Raw genomic sequence first — 16,415 nt, forward strand, 5'->3', positions numbered from 1 at the left:
CCAATGCCACATTTTAAAACAACACAGCTAAACCTTCCGCCCCTCCCATTAAAAGTTGCAAGCCAAATGGGGGAGTTTTGTTTTATACAGAGGTTTTATTCCACACACAACCCATCTTTTTCTTTGTTACAGGTTTGTTTTACACCCAAAGATTCCAAAGAAAAAGTTAAAAAATTTTTCTTAGAAATTAAAACATATTTGCAGTCTTCGCGCAAAACACAAGAAACTCTTGTTCATTTTGACAAGTATTCACGCATTTCTCCTATTGAAATCATTAAACATGCATTAAAGATTTTGATGAATTTCCAAAATTCTATTCTTACACATAATTTGGAGGGTAAAAATCTTGCATTAAAACACAAACTTCCATCTATTAAAAATATTGAAGACTTTTTAGACTTTAAACATTTATTAAAAGCACAAGCTTCTAAGTTTAAAAAACCCGACAATAAAGACAATCAAAAAACAGATAAACCCTCGCAAGATTCCACTACTTTTCCAAAAGTTTGGCTAGAAATTGGTTTTGGCAGTGGGCGTCATTTACTACACAATGCCAAAAATTATCCCAAAATCTTACACATTGGCTTAGAAATCCATCGCCCATCATTAGAGCAAGTTGCACGCCAAATCGGGCTTTTGGATCTTAAAAATATTTTAATTCTTGCTTATGATGCACGCATTTTCCTGGAATTACTTCCCTCTAATAGTTTGGATAAGATTTTTGTGCATTTTCCTGTGCCTTGGGAGAAGCAACCCACTCGCAGAATCCTAAGTCAAAGCTTCCTAACTCAAAGTGCACGCACATTAAAACCAAAGGGACATTTACAACTACGAACAGATAGTTTAGAATATTTTAACTATGCTCAAAACCTAGCACAAAATTTCAAAACAGATTTTCAGATAGAATCACAAATAAACACAAACTCAACCATCACAAGTAAATATGAAGCAAGATGGCTTAAACAAAATAAAGAGATTTATAATCTTGAATTTTTCGCTCTACATTCCTCTGCTCCGCGTCCATTGAACTTTGATTTTACTTTTTTAGATTCTAATTCCAAACCTCTACTATTCTCGCCTATCAGCTTTCATCAGACCAAAATCGTGCAGAATAACTATTTCTTGCATTTAGAAGATTTATTCCTCAGCGATTCTGATTCTTTGCAACCTGTTTGTTTGCTGAAGGTCTCTTTTGGGGATTTTAATTATCCGCAAACTCGTTATGTGTTGCAAACCAATCACATAGAATATTTTAATGAAAATCCATTACCGACCTATCTTAATTATCAATCCCACTTAGAATTACTTCAACTAATCCAAAACGACTTCAACCTTCATTATAAGGAAATTTAATGGACGCAATCATTCAGGCAAAAAATATTAATCTAGGTTACAAAAATGAAATCATTATTAAAAATGCAAGTTTTAATATTTATCCAAAAGAATTTGTATTTATCAGCGGTCCAAGTGGAAGTGGTAAAAGCACATTAATGCGTTCTATCTATGGGGATTTACCTCTTAAAAGTGGTTCTTTAGAAGTTTGCGGGGTAGAAATGTTTAAGGCAAACAAAAAAAATATTGAAATTTTGCGCAGATATTTAGGCATTATTTTTCAAGATTATAAGCTTATTAAGGATTTCAATGTGGAAAAAAATGTTATGCTTCCTATGATTATTGGAGGTTTCACAAAAGAATCCTGTCAATCCCAAACTGATAGGCTTTTAGCACATATTAAACTTTCCCATAAAGGAAGTAAATATCCTCTAGAATTAAGTGGGGGGGAACAACAACGTGTAGCAATGGCACGTGCGCTTTCTCACAATCCGCTTTTGATTTTAGCAGATGAGCCGACAGGAAACCTAGATGACTATTCTTCTGAAGTAATATGGAGTTTATTGAAAGGTGTTAATGTGCAACTTGGCATCACTGTAGTTGTCGTAACTCATAGAATCCCAGAGACTTTAGGAGTAAATTATCGTCATTTTCATATTGAAGAAGGGGTTATTTATGAACTCTCTTAAAAATCACCTGAGCTTAATTATTCCACTCATTGCTTTACTTTTTGCATTAGAGAGTATTTTACTCGTGCATCGCACTTTAAATGATTATGAGAGTAAATTAGGCAAAAATTATGCGATTATTCTTGCAAGCACCAAAGAATTAAAGTTAGAAATTTTGCGCAATAAAATCAGTGAGGCACAGGATTTAAGCCCTATTGATTCTAAAATCATTCTTGAGCGTTTAAGTAAAAACATTAGCCAAGCCAATATTGTTTTGCTTAAGAAATCTCTCCCAAAATTTTATTCTTTGACACTCAACACTTATCCTAGCAGTGCGCGTTTAGCAATAATTCATAAAACCTTAGGTGAAATAGATGGAATCTTGCGCATTGAAACTTTTACCAAAAGCCATAGTCAAATTTATCAGTTATTATTGATTATCAATGGTAGCACGATGATTTTTTCAAGCCTTATTGCGCTCATTAGCTTACTTTTAATGTTTAAGCAAATTGAAATTTGGAAATTTCAACATTTAGAAAGAATGGAAATTATGACTTTACTTGGAGCACCACTTTGGATGCGCTCTCAAGTGCTATTTCGTCTTGCTTGTTTTGATACCATTCTTGCAACCATCATTGTTTCTAGTGGTTTGGTTTATATTTCACAAAATCCAACTTTACTTATCTTTTTGCAAGAACTTGGAATGAATCCAGAGATTTTTTCACCCTTTTTGGATTCTATTGTTCTGCTTTTAACAGGACTTACTGTTTCACTCATTGCTGTGTGGATTGTCAGCTTGCAACATAGAGATTAAGGATTTTTATGCGTATTTGGTTTCTTTTTATCCTACTTATCTCACTACTATTTAGTGCAAACGAAAGAGAGATTAGCCAAAAAATTAGTCAAAACCAAAATGTTCTAGCAGATAAAAAACGACAAGAAAAGCAAATTAATATTAAACTCCAAGAACTAGGCAATGCAATCAATGCCAAAAAGGAAGAAAACAAACTGCTACAAAAAACCATCAAAGAAAATGAACAAAACATAGCCAAAAATCAAAAAGAATACAATACAAAATCTGCTTTGATAAAAAAACTTAGCAATAATCAAGATTCCTTGTTTCAAATACGCAAACAAATTGAATTTGAAATGATAGATTTAATTACTAAAGATGTATCCTTTGCAATTTTGCTCAATGACTTTCAACCAGAATCTATCCAAGATTTAATCACAGAAGAGGCATTTAAATCCCTAAGCACTGCGACTAAACAACACTTAAGCGCACTAAGCAACAAACAAAGTGAAGTCATTGCAAACCTACATACCCTACAAAATGAAATCACACAATTAAAAGATTTTCTTGAAATAGAAAATAAAAAGCGCACTCATTTAAAAGCACTCCAAAATGAGCAAGAAACCCTGATTGCTAATTACCAACAAGAAATTACCAAATATAATAATGAATTACAAAAAATCGTCAAAGAACGTGATGCAGTGCAAGGGATTCTTGTCAATCTTAATATTTTAAAAAGCCAAGAAGAAGAAAAACGCAAAAAACGAGAGGAATTAGCCAAAACAAAACAACAAGAACCCAAGCAGCAGTTAGAATCCTCAAAAATATCAAATAAAGATTCCACTGCTAAAGAATCGCAAGCTACCACTAATACATCTAAAACCAATAATGACTTTGATGTGCGCCAAGTTGCAAGCTCTTATCATAATATTGGCACAACTAAATACAAAGGAGCTAAAACGATTGCTCCTTTAGAAAATTTTGCGATTGAAAAACGTTTTGGACCCTATTTTGACCCTGTGTATAAAATGAAAGTTTTTAACGAATCGGTTACTCTAGCTCCCAAAGGAGATGATAAAGTCAAAAGCGTTCTAGATGGTAAAGTCGTCTTCGCTAAAGATACTCCTATTTTAAAACGTGTAGTAATTATTGAACATAAAAATAATATGCACACCATTTATGCGCAACTAGATAAAATCGCCCCTACAATTAAACCCGGCAGCACAGTGAAAAAAGGTTATACAATTGGGCGTGTAGAGAATGCTTTGAAATTTGAAGTAACGTTAAAAGACAAGCATATTGACCCCTTGGAGCTGATTACAACAAAAAATCTTTGATATCATTTAAATTTCTCTTTATTCTCAAGCCCTTTTGAATTAAATTTTGAAAATCTTAAAATAGCATTTTAGTAAAAATAGATAAATAATATTCAGAGAATATCTGTATAATTCTGTAACACTTTAAAAATTAAATTTCTTTAAAAAGTTAAAAACATAAAAACTTTAAGCCTTGTTTTGATACTTTTATAAATCATAATTTAACTTTGGAGGAAAGTATGAAAAAAAACATTGTCTTTTTTGAAGCAGTTGGCGGTAGCGATAAAGGTGCGGATGGACATAGAAAAGATACAATGCCAATGGTAAATGCTCTTAAAGCAAAGGGTTGGAATGCAGAAGTTGTGTTTTTTAGCGATGAGATTTTGCGTGATTCTAGCAAACGCGAAGAAATTTATAAAAAAGTACGTGATAGTGCCGATGGCTATGTTTCTCGTGTAAACCCAGGCAATTTAAAAGAAGAAAAACTTTATTTTGATGTATTGCGCAAACTCTGTGCAGATGGACTTGTAGGTATGCCACACCCTGACGCAATGATTGGTTATGGTGCAAAAGACGCTTTGACAAAGTTAGCGGATACCCCTTTGGTTCCTAGTGATACTTATGCGTATTATGACCCAGCGGAAGCAAAGAGAATCGGGGTAACTTGGGCTGATAAACACGACTTCAAAAAGACTTTTCCTAAAACTCTAGCAAAAGGTGAGAGAGTTTTAAAACAGAATCGTGGTTCCACAGGAGAAGGAATTTGGCGCGTAAGGCTGGAATCTAGCAATGATTATAATAAGGTAGAATCTCTCCCACTTGATACAAAAATCATCTGCACAGAAGCAAAAGACAATCATACTGAAGAGCGTAAATTAGGTGAATTTATGGATTTCTGCGAACACTATTTAGTTGGTGATAATGGTATGCTTGTAGATATGACCTTCTTACCACGTATTAAAGAAGGTGAAATTCGCATTTTAATGCTTTATAAAACTCCTGTTTATGTCGTGCATAAAAAACCAGCTGAAGGCGGAGATGCCTTTAGTGCAACTCTCTTTAGTGGAGCAAAATATCGCTATGATGAGCCAAAAGATTGGCAAATATTAGTGGATTGGTTCTTAGGACAACTTCCACAAATCAAAAGTAAATTAGGCAATTATGATTTACCACTTATTTGGACTGCAGACTTCATCTTGGATACTGACGAAAAAGGCGCAGACCGCTATATTCTAGGTGAAATTAACTGCTCTTGCGTTGGATTTACAAGCCCAGAAGAATTTATGGCAAAAATTGCTGTAATGGTGGGGGATAATATTGTAGAGATTGTCAGCGAAAAGAAAGCGTAATTAAATCATTTAATTTGCTATCTTTATAGACAAAAAGGTATTTTTGAATCTTTAAGATTTCAAGGTGCCTTTTACTTGCTTGGAGTTACACTATTTTATCTACCCATCGTTAGAATTTTTTCTATTTTATAACTTCAATAGCATTTATTGTAAATTTTTATTCACAAGAAACTTAAATTATCAGATTTTAATTGCAATCTTCATTGAAATAATCTTCATTGAAATAATAAAAACCACAAAGGGAAACTATGGAATTGCGTGAGCTATTTTCTTCTCTTTTTAATGCCTTAAATGCCAAAAATGCACAAGAAAAATGCAAACAAGTGCAAATAATTTGGAAGAACTTTCACAACCTTTCTTTAGAACACAATCAGATAATTTTACCCTTAGAGATTCCAACTTTTGCACATTTTTGTTCCATAGTTCCACCCTATAAAGTTCCACAAGGAAAATACTTAAAAACAGATTTAAATGTCGCGCATTTGTTGCACTCTATTGCACACATTGAATTTTCTGCAATTGATTTAGCACTAGATTGCGCTTATCGTTTCAGAGAATTACCCCATTGCTTTTATCGCGATTGGGTGGAAGTGGCAAATGAGGAAGTCAAACACTTTTTAGCTTTAAATTCGCTTTTAGAGGTTTTGGGGTTTCATTATGGTGATTTTGGTGTGCATACTTTACTCTTTGATTCTATGAAAAATTGTAATATTTTGTTAAATAGAATTGCGTTAATTCATCGTGGAATGGAAGCCGTGGGTTTAGATGTCAATCCCTTTTTATGCATAAAAGTGCAAAACAGCAATCATTCCATTAAAAACGAACTTCTGAATGTTTTAGAGATGATTTTACAAGATGAAATTTCCCACGTTTTAAAGGGTAGTATTTGGTTTAACTTCTTTTGTGAGCAAGAAAAAATTTTACCAAAAAATCGCACTTTAAAATATTTTGAAATCCTCAAACACCATCATTTTTCATTTCCCAAAGCCAATGAACAACTTAATGCCAATGCAAGATTAAAAGCTGGCTTTAGTTTAGAAGAGCTAAAAATGCTAGAAGATGAAATTTTTCTCTCAAAAAATCCGAAATAAGCAACTCACTTACAAATCTAAATTAAAAAACATTAATTAATAAAGATTTCTTAATAATTTTGATTACAAGCAAAACTTACTCAATATAGTGTGCGCCGACTGAAAAATCTCGTTTTAAGGCAGATTCTATAATATTTTTGGCGGTGAGTAGGCGCAGACGTAAAAGTCTTCCTACACCACTTTGAAGCATCACTTCTACTCCACCTAATGCTTCATTTAATCCCGATTTTTTACGAATAATGCCCACTTTACTCCACATCAAATGTCGTAAAATTGCTTTTAGGTTTTCATCTTGTTCTTTTTGTAAAGTTTGGGTATGTAATGGAAATTCTCTTTTTGTCCATTCTTTCCCCTCTGCTCCATAACTTCCTAAAATCTCTTTTGCGCTACGCCTTGAAAAAACCAAACCCTCAAGCAAAGAATTAGAAGCCAAACGATTGGCTCCATGTACCCCTGTGCAAGCACATTCTCCCATCGCATAAAGATTATGCATACCAACCACTTTACCCACATCATCTGTTTGTATCCCACCCATACAATAGTGAAATGCAGGAGAAATTGGGATTCTATCTTTTGGTAATTCATATCCAAGTGCATTCAAATTCCGTGCAATATTTGGAAAACGTTGATAAAAAAATTCTTTAGAAAATGGAGTGAAATCCAAATAAACCTCTTTTTCTTCTTGTGGTGCGCCAAGATTTCTTTCTTCTAGCTTAATTTTATAATCAAAAATGCTTCGTGCAACTTTATCACGTGGCGCTAATTCTCCTGCAGAATCATAATCAAATAAAAAGCGATTTCCCCAAAAATCCACAATTTTCGCGCCCTCACCCCTTAAGGCTTCACTTAAAAGCATTTTACGAGCATAGGGTGTTTTTACAAACACAGTGGGGTGAAATTGGAGCATTTCCATATCTTTTAACTCCAACCCATTTTCTAAAATCATTCCGTGCAATTCACTAGAGATTGTATAAGCATTTGTATGGTATTCAAAAAGTGCGCCCACACCCCCACTAGCTAAAATAATATGTTTAGCATAAAGATTATAGCTTCCTCTTTTAGTTAAAACACTTACCCCATAACAACGATTGCCTTCAATTAACAATTCTGTAACAGTGGCATTTTTCCACAATGTATGAGAAACCTGCGCAATTAAATGAGAATGTAGGGCTCTCCCTGTGCAATCTCCCCCTGCGTGAATAATGCGTGAAGTGCTATGAGCAGCTTCTTTAGTAAAAAGTAAATTTCCTTGCTCATCTCTATCAAAAGGCGTTTGGCGAGTTATCAAATCCTCCAATACTTCCAAGCTTTCTTCACTTAATGTTTTAACTACTTTTTCATCACACATTCCAGCACCAGCGTTTAATGTATCTTTTACGTGGAGTGGAATATCATTAATATCCTTTGCTACGGCGATTCCACCTTGTGCATAAAATGTATTGCATTCCCAGGGTTGGTCTTTGCAAAGAATTAAAACTTTTAGATTTTTGGGTAAATTCAATGACGCATATAATCCCGCAACACCAGCCCCTACAATAATCACATCAAAGTTAAACATTTTATCCTCATTTCATACTAGATTCTACTTTAGTATAAGATTCCCTTTCTATTTGACTTGTATTCTTTTTGGGATTAAACGGGTCACCTTTAAATCCACAGCCTACATTTAGAAAACTTACGCAAAAAATCTGTGCTATAATTAAAAAATGAAAAATGTATCGGAAATTTTGTCGCATCTTTTTAACACTCCTTGTCATCAGAAATATTATGAAATAAGCCAAATTAATCATTTTATCCGTATGCTTCCTCTTAGCATCAAAGAAGGAATCGTTTTTGGTTATATCAAAAATAATATTTTGTTTTTGGTTCTTAAACATCCAGCTTTTAAACAAGAATTTTATCATAAAATTACCCTAGTAAAACAACTTTTAAAAACTTACCAGAGGGAAAAATCTAGTCTTTTAAAAGTGCAAGACATAAAATACTTTGTAACTCACAATATCTATCACAAAGCCGTAGAATCCTTACAAGACAATGCAAGAACACAATGCTATGGAGAACTTTCTTGTGGAAATTTTACCAATCACGCCAAAGACACTAAAATCTATGAAATCTTTGAGAATATTCGTCAAATTATTTTAAACCATCAAGATTAATCAAGGACTTTTATGGAATCTAAAGAACCTTTGAAACTCAAACCATTCTCTAATGAGCTTTTAGAAACATTAAAAAAGATTCCAAATCAAAGCGGAGTGTATCATTATTTTGATAGTCAAGGGAGATTGTTGTATGTAGGAAAAGCAAAGAATCTTAAAAATCGTATCAAAAGCTATTTTCGCTTTACCCCTATTCTTGCTCCAGCTCCTAACTTAAATGCACGCATTACAAAAATGGTTCAACAAATTGCAATGATACGTTATTTCATTGTAGAAAATGAAAACGACGCTTTGATTTTAGAAAATTCACTCATTAAACAACTTAAACCAAAATACAATATTCTTCTACGTGATGATAAAACTTATCCTTATTTATGTGTCAATATGCAAGAGGATTTTCCCCGCATTATTCTTACAAGAAAGATTCTTAAGAAATCTCAAGGTTTGCGCTATTTTGGACCTTATTCAAGCGGGGCTAGAGATTTACTAGAATGTCTTTATCAGATTTTTCCACTCGTGCAAAAAGAATCTTGCAAACACGGTAAAAAAGCTTGTTTATTCTATCAAATTAAACGTTGCTTAGCTCCTTGTGAAGGGCATATTAACACAGAATCTTATCACTCTATTTTACAAAATGCACTCCATTGTATTGAGAATCCTAAAAAAATTATTCCAAAGTTAAAAGAAAAAATGTTGCTTTTAGCGCAAAATTTGCGTTTTGAAGAGGCTGGAGTTTTACGAGATAGAATCACAAAGATTCAACAATTAAGCACTATCTCTTCAGTGGATTTTGCACGTTTAGAGGACTTAGATGTCTTCGCTCTTGTTTGTGGAGAAAAACAAGCTGTTTTGGTTAAACTCTTTATGCGTAAGGGCAAAATCATCTCTAATGCTACACAAGTCATCAGGAGTGAAATTGGGTTTGATGAAAACGAAATCTACAAACAAGCTGTGCTTAATTATTACAAGAATGATTTGCCCTTGATACCCAAACAAATATTAATCCCCTTTGATTTGGGAGAGACTTCAAGAGAATTAGAAAACTTCTTAAAACAAAAATTTCATAAAAAGATTCTATTGCATTATCCCAAAAGTGGTGAAAAAAAGAGATTGTGCGAACTTGCTTTGCAAAATGGTCAAGAAATTTTGCGCTTACAAAAGAATGAAGAAGAGCAAGTTCTTTATGATCTTCAATCACTCTTTAATTTAGAGAATATTCCCTACCGCTTGGAAGTTTTTGACACTTCGCACCATAGAGGAAAACAATGTGTAGGTGCAATGATTGTCTATGAAAATGGGACATTTATTAAAGAATCTTATCGTCACTACCTATTAGAAGGTGCGGATGAATATTCTCAAATGCGTGAGATGATAAAACGTAGGATTGCAGATTTTGCACAAGAATCTCCACCAGATTTGTGGGTATTAGATGGAGGGGCTGGGCAAATAAATCTTGCCAAAGACTTATTAAAAAGTGCTGGAACAAATTTGGAAGTCATTGGAATTGCAAAAGAAAAAATAGATAGCAAAACGCACCGAGCCAAAGGGAGTGCAAAAGATATTTTGCGTGATGAATCTTTACAAGAATATCACTTAATTTCTAGTGATAGACGTTTGCAATTCATTCAAAAATTACGAGATGAAGCGCATCAATTTGCTATTAATTTTCATCGAAAGCAAAAGCAAAAAACAATGCGACAATCTAAGATTTTAGAGATTAAAGGAGTCGGAAAGGCGACACAAAATAAACTTTTATCGTATTTTGGCACTTTTGAAGCAATCCATAATGCAACTTTAGACGAATTAAGCCAAGTACTTCCAAAAACACTTGCGCAAACTATTTTTCAAAACCTACATTCTGATGAATCCTAAAATGTAGTTTAGGATTCACTTAACAAAAATAACAAAACCTCACAATATAGAATCTTGATTTTAAGATTCTATTGCAAATTAAAGTATAACCAAAAATAACCAAGAATCTTGAAAGATAAATTATTCTATAGCGTTGCAGTTTTCAAGATTTATTGCTACAATTCTGAGCTTTTATGCAAATCAATCTTTAAAGGAATAAGAATGAAACGATTACTTTTAAAACCTTTTTTGGCTCTTTTGGCTTTAACATTTGGAATGCTACTTATTGGTTGTAGTGAAAATGTAAATAGCCAAAAAGTTACAAACAACTTAGAATCCATTAAGCAAAAAGGTGTAATTACTATTGGCGTTTTTAGCGATAAACCACCTTTTGGGTTTATCAATGACAAAGGTGAAAATGATGGGTTTGATGTAGCCATATCTCGCAAAATAGCAAAAGATTTGTTAGGCGATGAGAGAAAAGTTAAGTTTGAATTAGTGGAAGCAGCAAGTCGTGTAGAATTTCTCAAAAGCGGCAAAGTAGATGTGATAATGGCAAACTTCACACAGACAAAAGAACGTGCAGAGGTTGTTGATTTTGCCACTCCTTATATGAAAGTCGCGCTTGGAGTTGTTTCCAAAAACGGCGAGATTCAAAATGTGGAGGATTTAAAAGGTAAAAAATTAATTATCAATAAAGGCACAACCGCTGATTTTTATTTTACAAAAAATCACCCAGAAATCGAACTTTTAAAATACGACCAAAACACAGAAGCGTTTTTAGCCCTTAAAGATGGTCGAGGAGAAGCCCTAGCGCACGATAATCTACTTGTTTTTGCTTGGGCGAAAGAAAATCCAGATTTTAAAGTTGGAATTGAAAAACTAGGCGAGGAAGATGTTATCGCGCCAGCAGTGAAAAAGGGGGATAAAGAGTTACTAGAATGGCTAAACAATGAAATACAAACACTTAATACAAACGGCTTTATGAAAGAATCTTACAATAAAACACTTGCTCCGATTTATGGTGAGAACCAAATAGAATCTGTGCTTTTTGCCAAATAAACCTCTTTGATTAATGCGTAAGAATCTCATTAGATTCTTACGATTCTCCTTTTTATGCTTTTACAATCCATAAAAGTTAATAGCTTTATTAGTAATTGTAAGTTAGAATTGCAACTTTAAATCAATTTACTTTAGGACTTACAATGAGTCAAACTCCAAAATTTACGCATTTACACTTACACACCGAATATTCCTTACTTGATGGATTAAATAAAGTCAAAACTCTAGCAAAAAAAATCAAAGAATATGGTATGGAGAGTGTTGCAATCACTGACCACGGAAATATGTTTGGTGCAATTGAATTTTACAAAACAATGAAAGCAGAGGGAATCAAACCGATTTTAGGCATAGAAGCTTATTTGCATAATGCGGAAGAAATTAGCGAAAAAAATAATCAGAGATTCCACCTTTGTCTTTATGCTAAAAACTTAGAGGGCTATAAAAATCTAATGTATTTAAGCTCACAAGCTTGTTTATATGGATTCCATATGAAACCCCGCATTAGCAAAAAAATGCTACGAGAACATAGTGCGGGATTAATTTGTAGCAGTGCGTGTCTTAATGGTGAAGTGCAATGGCATTTAAATCTTAAAAAAGATGAGAACAAAGGGCGTAAAGGCTATGAAAGAGCAAAAGAAGTCGCACTAGAATACAAAGAGATTTTTGGAGAAGATTTTTATTTAGAACTTATGCGACACGGAATCCAAGAACAACAACTCATAGACAACCAGCTTTTAAAACTCTCTCTTGAAACAGGAATTAAAATTGTTGCAACCAATGATACCCATTATACTCTTCAAAGTGATTCCACAGCACAAGAAGTAGCCTTTTGTATAGGTTTTGGTAAAGATTTCAACGACCCAAATCGTATGCATCACACCGTGCAAGAATTTTATATTAAAACACCCACACAAATGGCAGAACTCTATGCAGATTTGCCAGAAGCACTTGAAAACACACAAGAAATTGCCAACAAATGCAATTTAGAGCTACATTTAGGAGACCCCACACCTCCTAGTTTTAAATTTACCAAAGAATACGCAGAAGCAGAAGGGCTAACTTTTACACAAGATAGCGAATATTTTTCCTATAAATGTCGTGAGGGCTTAGAAAAACGTCTTAAAAATATAGATAAAAATCATCATCAAAAATATAAAGAACGACTAGAGCACGAGATTGAAATTATTAATAAAATGAAATTTCCAGGTTATATGCTTATCGTTTGGGATTTTGTACGTGCAGCAAAAGAACTTAGTATCCCAGTAGGTCCTGGACGTGGAAGTGCCGCAGGAAGTTTAGTCGCTTTTTGCTTAGAGATTACCAATATTGACCCAATAAAATATGATTTGCTTTTTGAGCGATTTTTGAATCCAGAACGTGTAAGTATGCCGGATATTGATATGGACTTTTGCCAAAGTCGCCGTGGCGAGATTTTAGAATATGTAACCGAAAAATACGGACGCCATAATGTAGCACAAGTCATTACCTTTGGTATGATGAAAGCAAAAGCTGTCATTCGTGATGTGGCACGTGTAATGGGAATGCCTTATAATGATGCGGATAATTTTGCAAAATTAATCCCCAAAGAATTAGAAATCACTTTAGAAGATGCTTATAACAAAGAACCAAAAATCGCTGAACTCCTTGCAACTGACCCATTGGCTAAAAAGATATGGGAGTTCGCACTCATTTTAGAAGGCACGAAACGAAATCCCGGCACACACGCAGCTGCAGTGGTGATTGATTCTGAACACGAACTATGGTATAAAGCTCCACTTTACTGCTCCCAACGTGACGGAATCATTGCAACACAATATTCTATGAAATATCTTGAAGATGTGGATTTAATTAAATTTGACTTTTTAGGACTTAAAACGCTTACCGTGATTGATGATACCCTAAAACTTATCAAACAACGTTACAATAAAGATATAGATTTCTTGGATGTAGATGTTGATGATAAAAAAGTCTATGAAATTTTACAAAGCGGCAACACACTAGGTGTTTTTCAGATAGAATCTAGTATGTTTCAAGGAATGAACAAACGAATGCGCCCTAGCACTTTTGAAGACATTATTGCTATGATTGCACTAGGTCGTCCAGGACCAATGGAATCTGGAATGGTAGAGGACTTCATCAACCGCAAACACGGAAAAGAGCCAATTACCTATATGTTTCCTGAACTAGAACCTATTTTACGTCCTACTTATGGTACGATTGTTTATCAAGAACAAGTAATGCAAATCGTGCAAAGAATCGGGGGATTTAGTTTGGGTGGAGCAGATTTGATTCGCCGTGCTATGGGGAAAAAAGATGCACAAATTATGGCAGATAATAAAAGTAAGTTTGCAGAGGGTGCAGTTAAACAAGGCTTTAGTAAAGCAAAAGCAGAGGAATTATGGGAGCTTATCGTAAAATTTGCAGGCTATGGATTCAACAAATCCCACTCGGCAGCCTATGCGATGATAACTTTTGAAACAGCCTATTTAAAAACTTACTATCCCAAAGAGTTTATGGCGGCCTTACTTACAGGTGAAAAAAACGATACAGATAAAATCGTAGAATACATTAAAGAAGCAAACCAAATGGGAATCCAAGTTCTCCCGCCCAACTTGCAAAAATCAGAATTAGAATTTAGTGTTGCAGACATTAAAGGGGAAGGCTGTATTTTGTTTGGACTTGGTGCTATCAAAGGTGCTGGAGAAGTGGCTATTAATGTGATTTTAGAAGAACGTAAAAACAATGGAGAATTTAAAAATTTAGAGGATTTTTTAGGGCGCATTGACCCGCAAAAAGTTAATAAAAAGGCATTAGAATCTTTTATTAAAAGTGGTGCAATGGATAGCTTCAATTATACGCGCAAATCCCTTTTAGAGCAAGTAGAATCTCTCACTGAAGCCGCAAAAATAGCTCAAAATGCAAAAAAAGAAGCAGAAAATTCACTTTTTGGCAATGATGAAGAAATGACAAAAGTTAATATTCATTTAGAACATTATGAGGAATTTAGCCAAAAACAAATCTTAGAATTTGAAAAAGAAAGTTTAGGATTCTATGCCTCTGGACACCCACTAGATGCTTATAAAGAAGAGCTTAAATCTATTCAATACACCCCTACAAATCAAATTAAAGATATTGCAGAAAATAGCCATATTTTAATTGCAGGGAAAATTGAAGACATTATCAGTAAGTTTTCAAAGAATGGCAGACGTTATGGAATCTTAAAATTACAAGATTTATGCGGCAGTGTGGAACTAACTATTTTTGAACAATCCTTAAAGCAGCTTGAGACAATGGACAAAGAAAAACCCATTGCAGTCAAGTGCCTCGTCCAAGAACAAGATGAAACTAAGAAACTAAAAGCAGAAAAAATTCTAGAACTAAGAGAGGCAAAAAAGGAAAAGGTGGATTTTGTGATTCAAAAAGCAGACACCAATGAGCCACTAACCCTTATGCTAGATATTCATACCAATACAGAGATGATGCACCTTTTAAAAGAAACTGCTTTACGACATCAGGGTAAAAGAGAGCTTAGGATTCTGTTTAGAACACAGACACAAGAACTAGAAATGATTAGCTCCTTGCAAGTTCATAGTGCGATTAAAGAGGAATTGAAGCATTTACAATGGCAAAACTAAGTGATTTACAAGAATTAATGGAAGCAAAATTTACAGACACGATAGACACACTTTGTAAAAAATGTGGGGAACTCAAAAGTGCGTGTATCTGCACAACCCCATTTTCAACGAAAGAAAGAAATTCTTATTTTTTGCATATTAATGAAGAAAAGGCAAGCAGCAGAGACATTACACATTGTGGAATCTTTTATGAAAACAAAGAAGAAATGCAAAGAATCCTAAAGGAAGCAAAAAAGCATTTTGCAAGTGGAGGAAAACTAGAGGAAAAAGAGGGTGGAATCCTCCTTATTTTACAAGGCAAGCATAAAGAAAATCTCAAAGATTTCCTCAAAGAGAAAAAATTTAAATTTAAGAGATAAAATGAGATTAAATCAATTCATAGCACACCATTCCAACCACTCAAGGCGCGAGGCAGATAAATTAATCCTTGATGGCAAAGTCAGTATCAAACGCGAAATTATTACCGATTTTTCCTATCAAGTGCAAGCGGGGGAGAAAGTCTATCTTAATGGCAAACTTCTTAGAGCAAAAGACCAATATACTTTGATTGTTTATAATAAGCCAAAAGGTGAGATTGTGAGCAAAAAAGACGATAGAGGGCGAGCGGTGATTTTTGATTCCTTGCCTAAACGATTTGCGCATTTTACACCTGTGGGAAGACTAGATTTTGCTAGTGAGGGATTGCTTTTACTTAGTGATAACATTAAAGTCGCTTGCGCACTTATGGAAAGCAAACTGGAACGTGTGTATCTGCTTAAATTATCCGGCAAGATTCAAGAGAATGTGTTTGATGCAATGGAATCGGGCTTAAGCCTAAAAAATGCTTGTGCGGGTGCGCATAGTAAAAACAAGATAAAAGCAATGGATTTTGCTCCATTTGCTAGTTACACTTGCATTAAAAACACTCCGAAATTTTCAAAAATTAAAGTTGCTATTACAGAGGGTAAAAACCGAGAACTTCGCCGATTTTTTGCTCATTTTGGGCTTGAAGTTTTGGACTTAAAGCGCATTGCTTATGGCTTTGTGCATTTAAACAATCTTCCAAGCCAAAAGGTGAGATTTTTAGAGCGTAAAGAATACAATAAACTCCACGCATTTTTGCGCACTTTAGAATCTGATAAAAACTTTAAACTATAAAAGGAGAAACACAATGTTTAACCCA

The 16,415-nt window shown here is 34.1% G+C and carries 14 protein-coding genes; 12 read left to right on the top strand and 2 right to left on the bottom strand.

Annotated features, from left to right (window positions below; translation table 11 throughout):
* Positions 1 to 3 precede the first annotated feature (3 nt).
* The 6 genes from trmB to Q0Y61_RS06675 all read left to right on the top strand — a co-directional run bounded on the left by trmB (position 4) and on the right by Q0Y61_RS06675 (position 6,549).
* Entirely contained in the window at positions 4 to 1,353 is a 1,350-nt protein-coding gene (gene trmB, locus Q0Y61_RS06650) for a tRNA (guanosine(46)-N7)-methyltransferase TrmB (protein WP_297813298.1), read from the top strand.
* Positions 1,353 to 2,021 carry an ABC transporter ATP-binding protein gene (locus tag Q0Y61_RS06655; RefSeq protein WP_297813300.1) on the top strand — a complete coding sequence of 223 codons (669 nt, stop codon included), beginning with the start codon at positions 1,353 to 1,355 and terminating at the stop codon, positions 2,019 to 2,021. The genes trmB and Q0Y61_RS06655 overlap by 1 nt, the downstream gene beginning before the upstream one ends.
* The gene (locus Q0Y61_RS06660) at positions 2,008 to 2,814 is read left to right on the top strand and encodes a cell division protein FtsX (protein ID WP_297813302.1); all 807 of its coding nucleotides are present in this window, start codon (positions 2,008 to 2,010) and stop codon (positions 2,812 to 2,814) included. The genes Q0Y61_RS06655 and Q0Y61_RS06660 overlap by 14 nt, the downstream gene beginning before the upstream one ends.
* Positions 2,815 to 2,822: 8 nt before the next feature.
* Positions 2,823 to 4,130 carry a peptidoglycan DD-metalloendopeptidase family protein gene (locus tag Q0Y61_RS06665; RefSeq protein ID WP_297813305.1) on the top strand — a complete coding sequence of 436 codons (1,308 nt, stop codon included), beginning with the start codon at positions 2,823 to 2,825 and terminating at the stop codon, positions 4,128 to 4,130.
* A 218-nt stretch (positions 4,131 to 4,348) separates the two neighbouring features.
* Positions 4,349 to 5,458, top strand: a complete 1,110-nt coding sequence (locus Q0Y61_RS06670) for a Cj0069 family protein (RefSeq protein WP_297813307.1) — start codon at positions 4,349 to 4,351, stop codon at positions 5,456 to 5,458.
* A gap of 248 nt (positions 5,459 to 5,706) precedes the next feature.
* Entirely contained in the window at positions 5,707 to 6,549 is an 843-nt protein-coding gene (locus Q0Y61_RS06675) for a ferritin-like domain-containing protein (protein ID WP_297813310.1), read from the top strand.
* A gap of 76 nt (positions 6,550 to 6,625) precedes the next feature.
* Here the strand turns inward: Q0Y61_RS06675 and Q0Y61_RS06680 are convergent, their stop codons facing one another.
* Both Q0Y61_RS06680 and Q0Y61_RS06685 read right to left on the bottom strand, forming a co-directional pair.
* Positions 6,626 to 8,107, bottom strand: a complete 1,482-nt coding sequence (locus Q0Y61_RS06680) for an FAD-binding protein (RefSeq protein WP_297813313.1) — start codon at positions 8,105 to 8,107, stop codon at positions 6,626 to 6,628.
* A 7-nt stretch (positions 8,108 to 8,114) separates the two neighbouring features.
* Positions 8,115 to 8,285, bottom strand: coding sequence for a hypothetical protein (locus Q0Y61_RS06685; RefSeq protein WP_297813316.1), 171 nt, complete (start codon positions 8,283 to 8,285; stop codon positions 8,115 to 8,117).
* Between Q0Y61_RS06685 and Q0Y61_RS06690 the strand changes: the two genes are divergently transcribed.
* The 6 genes from Q0Y61_RS06690 to Q0Y61_RS06715 all read left to right on the top strand — a co-directional run bounded on the left by Q0Y61_RS06690 (position 8,277) and on the right by Q0Y61_RS06715 (position 16,390).
* Positions 8,277 to 8,705, top strand: coding sequence for a hypothetical protein (locus Q0Y61_RS06690; protein ID WP_297813319.1), 429 nt, complete (start codon positions 8,277 to 8,279; stop codon positions 8,703 to 8,705). The two genes, Q0Y61_RS06685 and Q0Y61_RS06690, sit on opposite strands and share 9 nt — an antisense overlap.
* A 12-nt stretch (positions 8,706 to 8,717) precedes the next feature.
* Positions 8,718 to 10,577 (top strand): excinuclease ABC subunit UvrC, encoded by a 1,860-nt coding sequence (gene uvrC / locus Q0Y61_RS06695; RefSeq protein ID WP_297813322.1) that lies wholly within the window; start codon positions 8,718 to 8,720, stop codon positions 10,575 to 10,577.
* 201 nt (positions 10,578 to 10,778) lie between these two features.
* Positions 10,779 to 11,618, top strand: coding sequence for a cysteine ABC transporter substrate-binding protein (locus Q0Y61_RS06700; RefSeq protein WP_297813325.1), 840 nt, complete (start codon positions 10,779 to 10,781; stop codon positions 11,616 to 11,618).
* A gap of 143 nt (positions 11,619 to 11,761) precedes the next feature.
* The gene (gene dnaE / locus Q0Y61_RS06705) at positions 11,762 to 15,253 is read left to right on the top strand and encodes a DNA polymerase III subunit alpha (RefSeq protein ID WP_297813329.1); all 3,492 of its coding nucleotides are present in this window, start codon (positions 11,762 to 11,764) and stop codon (positions 15,251 to 15,253) included.
* Positions 15,241 to 15,612, top strand: a complete 372-nt coding sequence (locus Q0Y61_RS06710) for a translation initiation factor (protein WP_297813332.1) — start codon at positions 15,241 to 15,243, stop codon at positions 15,610 to 15,612. Before dnaE ends, Q0Y61_RS06710 begins: the two co-directional genes overlap by 13 nt.
* Position 15,613: 1 nt before the next feature.
* Entirely contained in the window at positions 15,614 to 16,390 is a 777-nt protein-coding gene (locus Q0Y61_RS06715; RefSeq protein ID WP_297813335.1) for a pseudouridine synthase, read from the top strand.
* Positions 16,391 to 16,415 lie beyond the last annotated feature (25 nt).

Origin of the sequence: uncultured Helicobacter sp., from assembly GCF_947367035.1 — a bacterium.
In the GTDB taxonomy this organism is placed as follows: domain Bacteria; phylum Campylobacterota; class Campylobacteria; order Campylobacterales; family Helicobacteraceae; genus Helicobacter_D.

Coding starts and splice junctions, on each gene's coding strand:
- trmB (WP_297813298.1), top strand. CDS start 4: ATGCCACATTTTAAAACAACACAGCTAAACCTTCCGCCCCTCCCATTA.
- Q0Y61_RS06655 (WP_297813300.1), top strand. CDS start 1,353: ATGGACGCAATCATTCAGGCAAAAAATATTAATCTAGGTTACAAAAAT.
- Q0Y61_RS06660 (WP_297813302.1), top strand. CDS start 2,008: ATGAACTCTCTTAAAAATCACCTGAGCTTAATTATTCCACTCATTGCT.
- Q0Y61_RS06665 (WP_297813305.1), top strand. CDS start 2,823: ATGCGTATTTGGTTTCTTTTTATCCTACTTATCTCACTACTATTTAGT.
- Q0Y61_RS06670 (WP_297813307.1), top strand. CDS start 4,349: ATGAAAAAAAACATTGTCTTTTTTGAAGCAGTTGGCGGTAGCGATAAA.
- Q0Y61_RS06675 (WP_297813310.1), top strand. CDS start 5,707: ATGGAATTGCGTGAGCTATTTTCTTCTCTTTTTAATGCCTTAAATGCC.
- Q0Y61_RS06680 (WP_297813313.1), bottom strand. CDS start 8,107: ATGTTTAACTTTGATGTGATTATTGTAGGGGCTGGTGTTGCGGGATTA.
- Q0Y61_RS06685 (WP_297813316.1), bottom strand. CDS start 8,285: ATGCGACAAAATTTCCGATACATTTTTCATTTTTTAATTATAGCACAG.
- uvrC (WP_297813322.1), top strand. CDS start 8,718: ATGGAATCTAAAGAACCTTTGAAACTCAAACCATTCTCTAATGAGCTT.
- Q0Y61_RS06700 (WP_297813325.1), top strand. CDS start 10,779: ATGAAACGATTACTTTTAAAACCTTTTTTGGCTCTTTTGGCTTTAACA.
- dnaE (WP_297813329.1), top strand. CDS start 11,762: ATGAGTCAAACTCCAAAATTTACGCATTTACACTTACACACCGAATAT.
- Q0Y61_RS06710 (WP_297813332.1), top strand. CDS start 15,241: ATGGCAAAACTAAGTGATTTACAAGAATTAATGGAAGCAAAATTTACA.
- Q0Y61_RS06715 (WP_297813335.1), top strand. CDS start 15,614: ATGAGATTAAATCAATTCATAGCACACCATTCCAACCACTCAAGGCGC.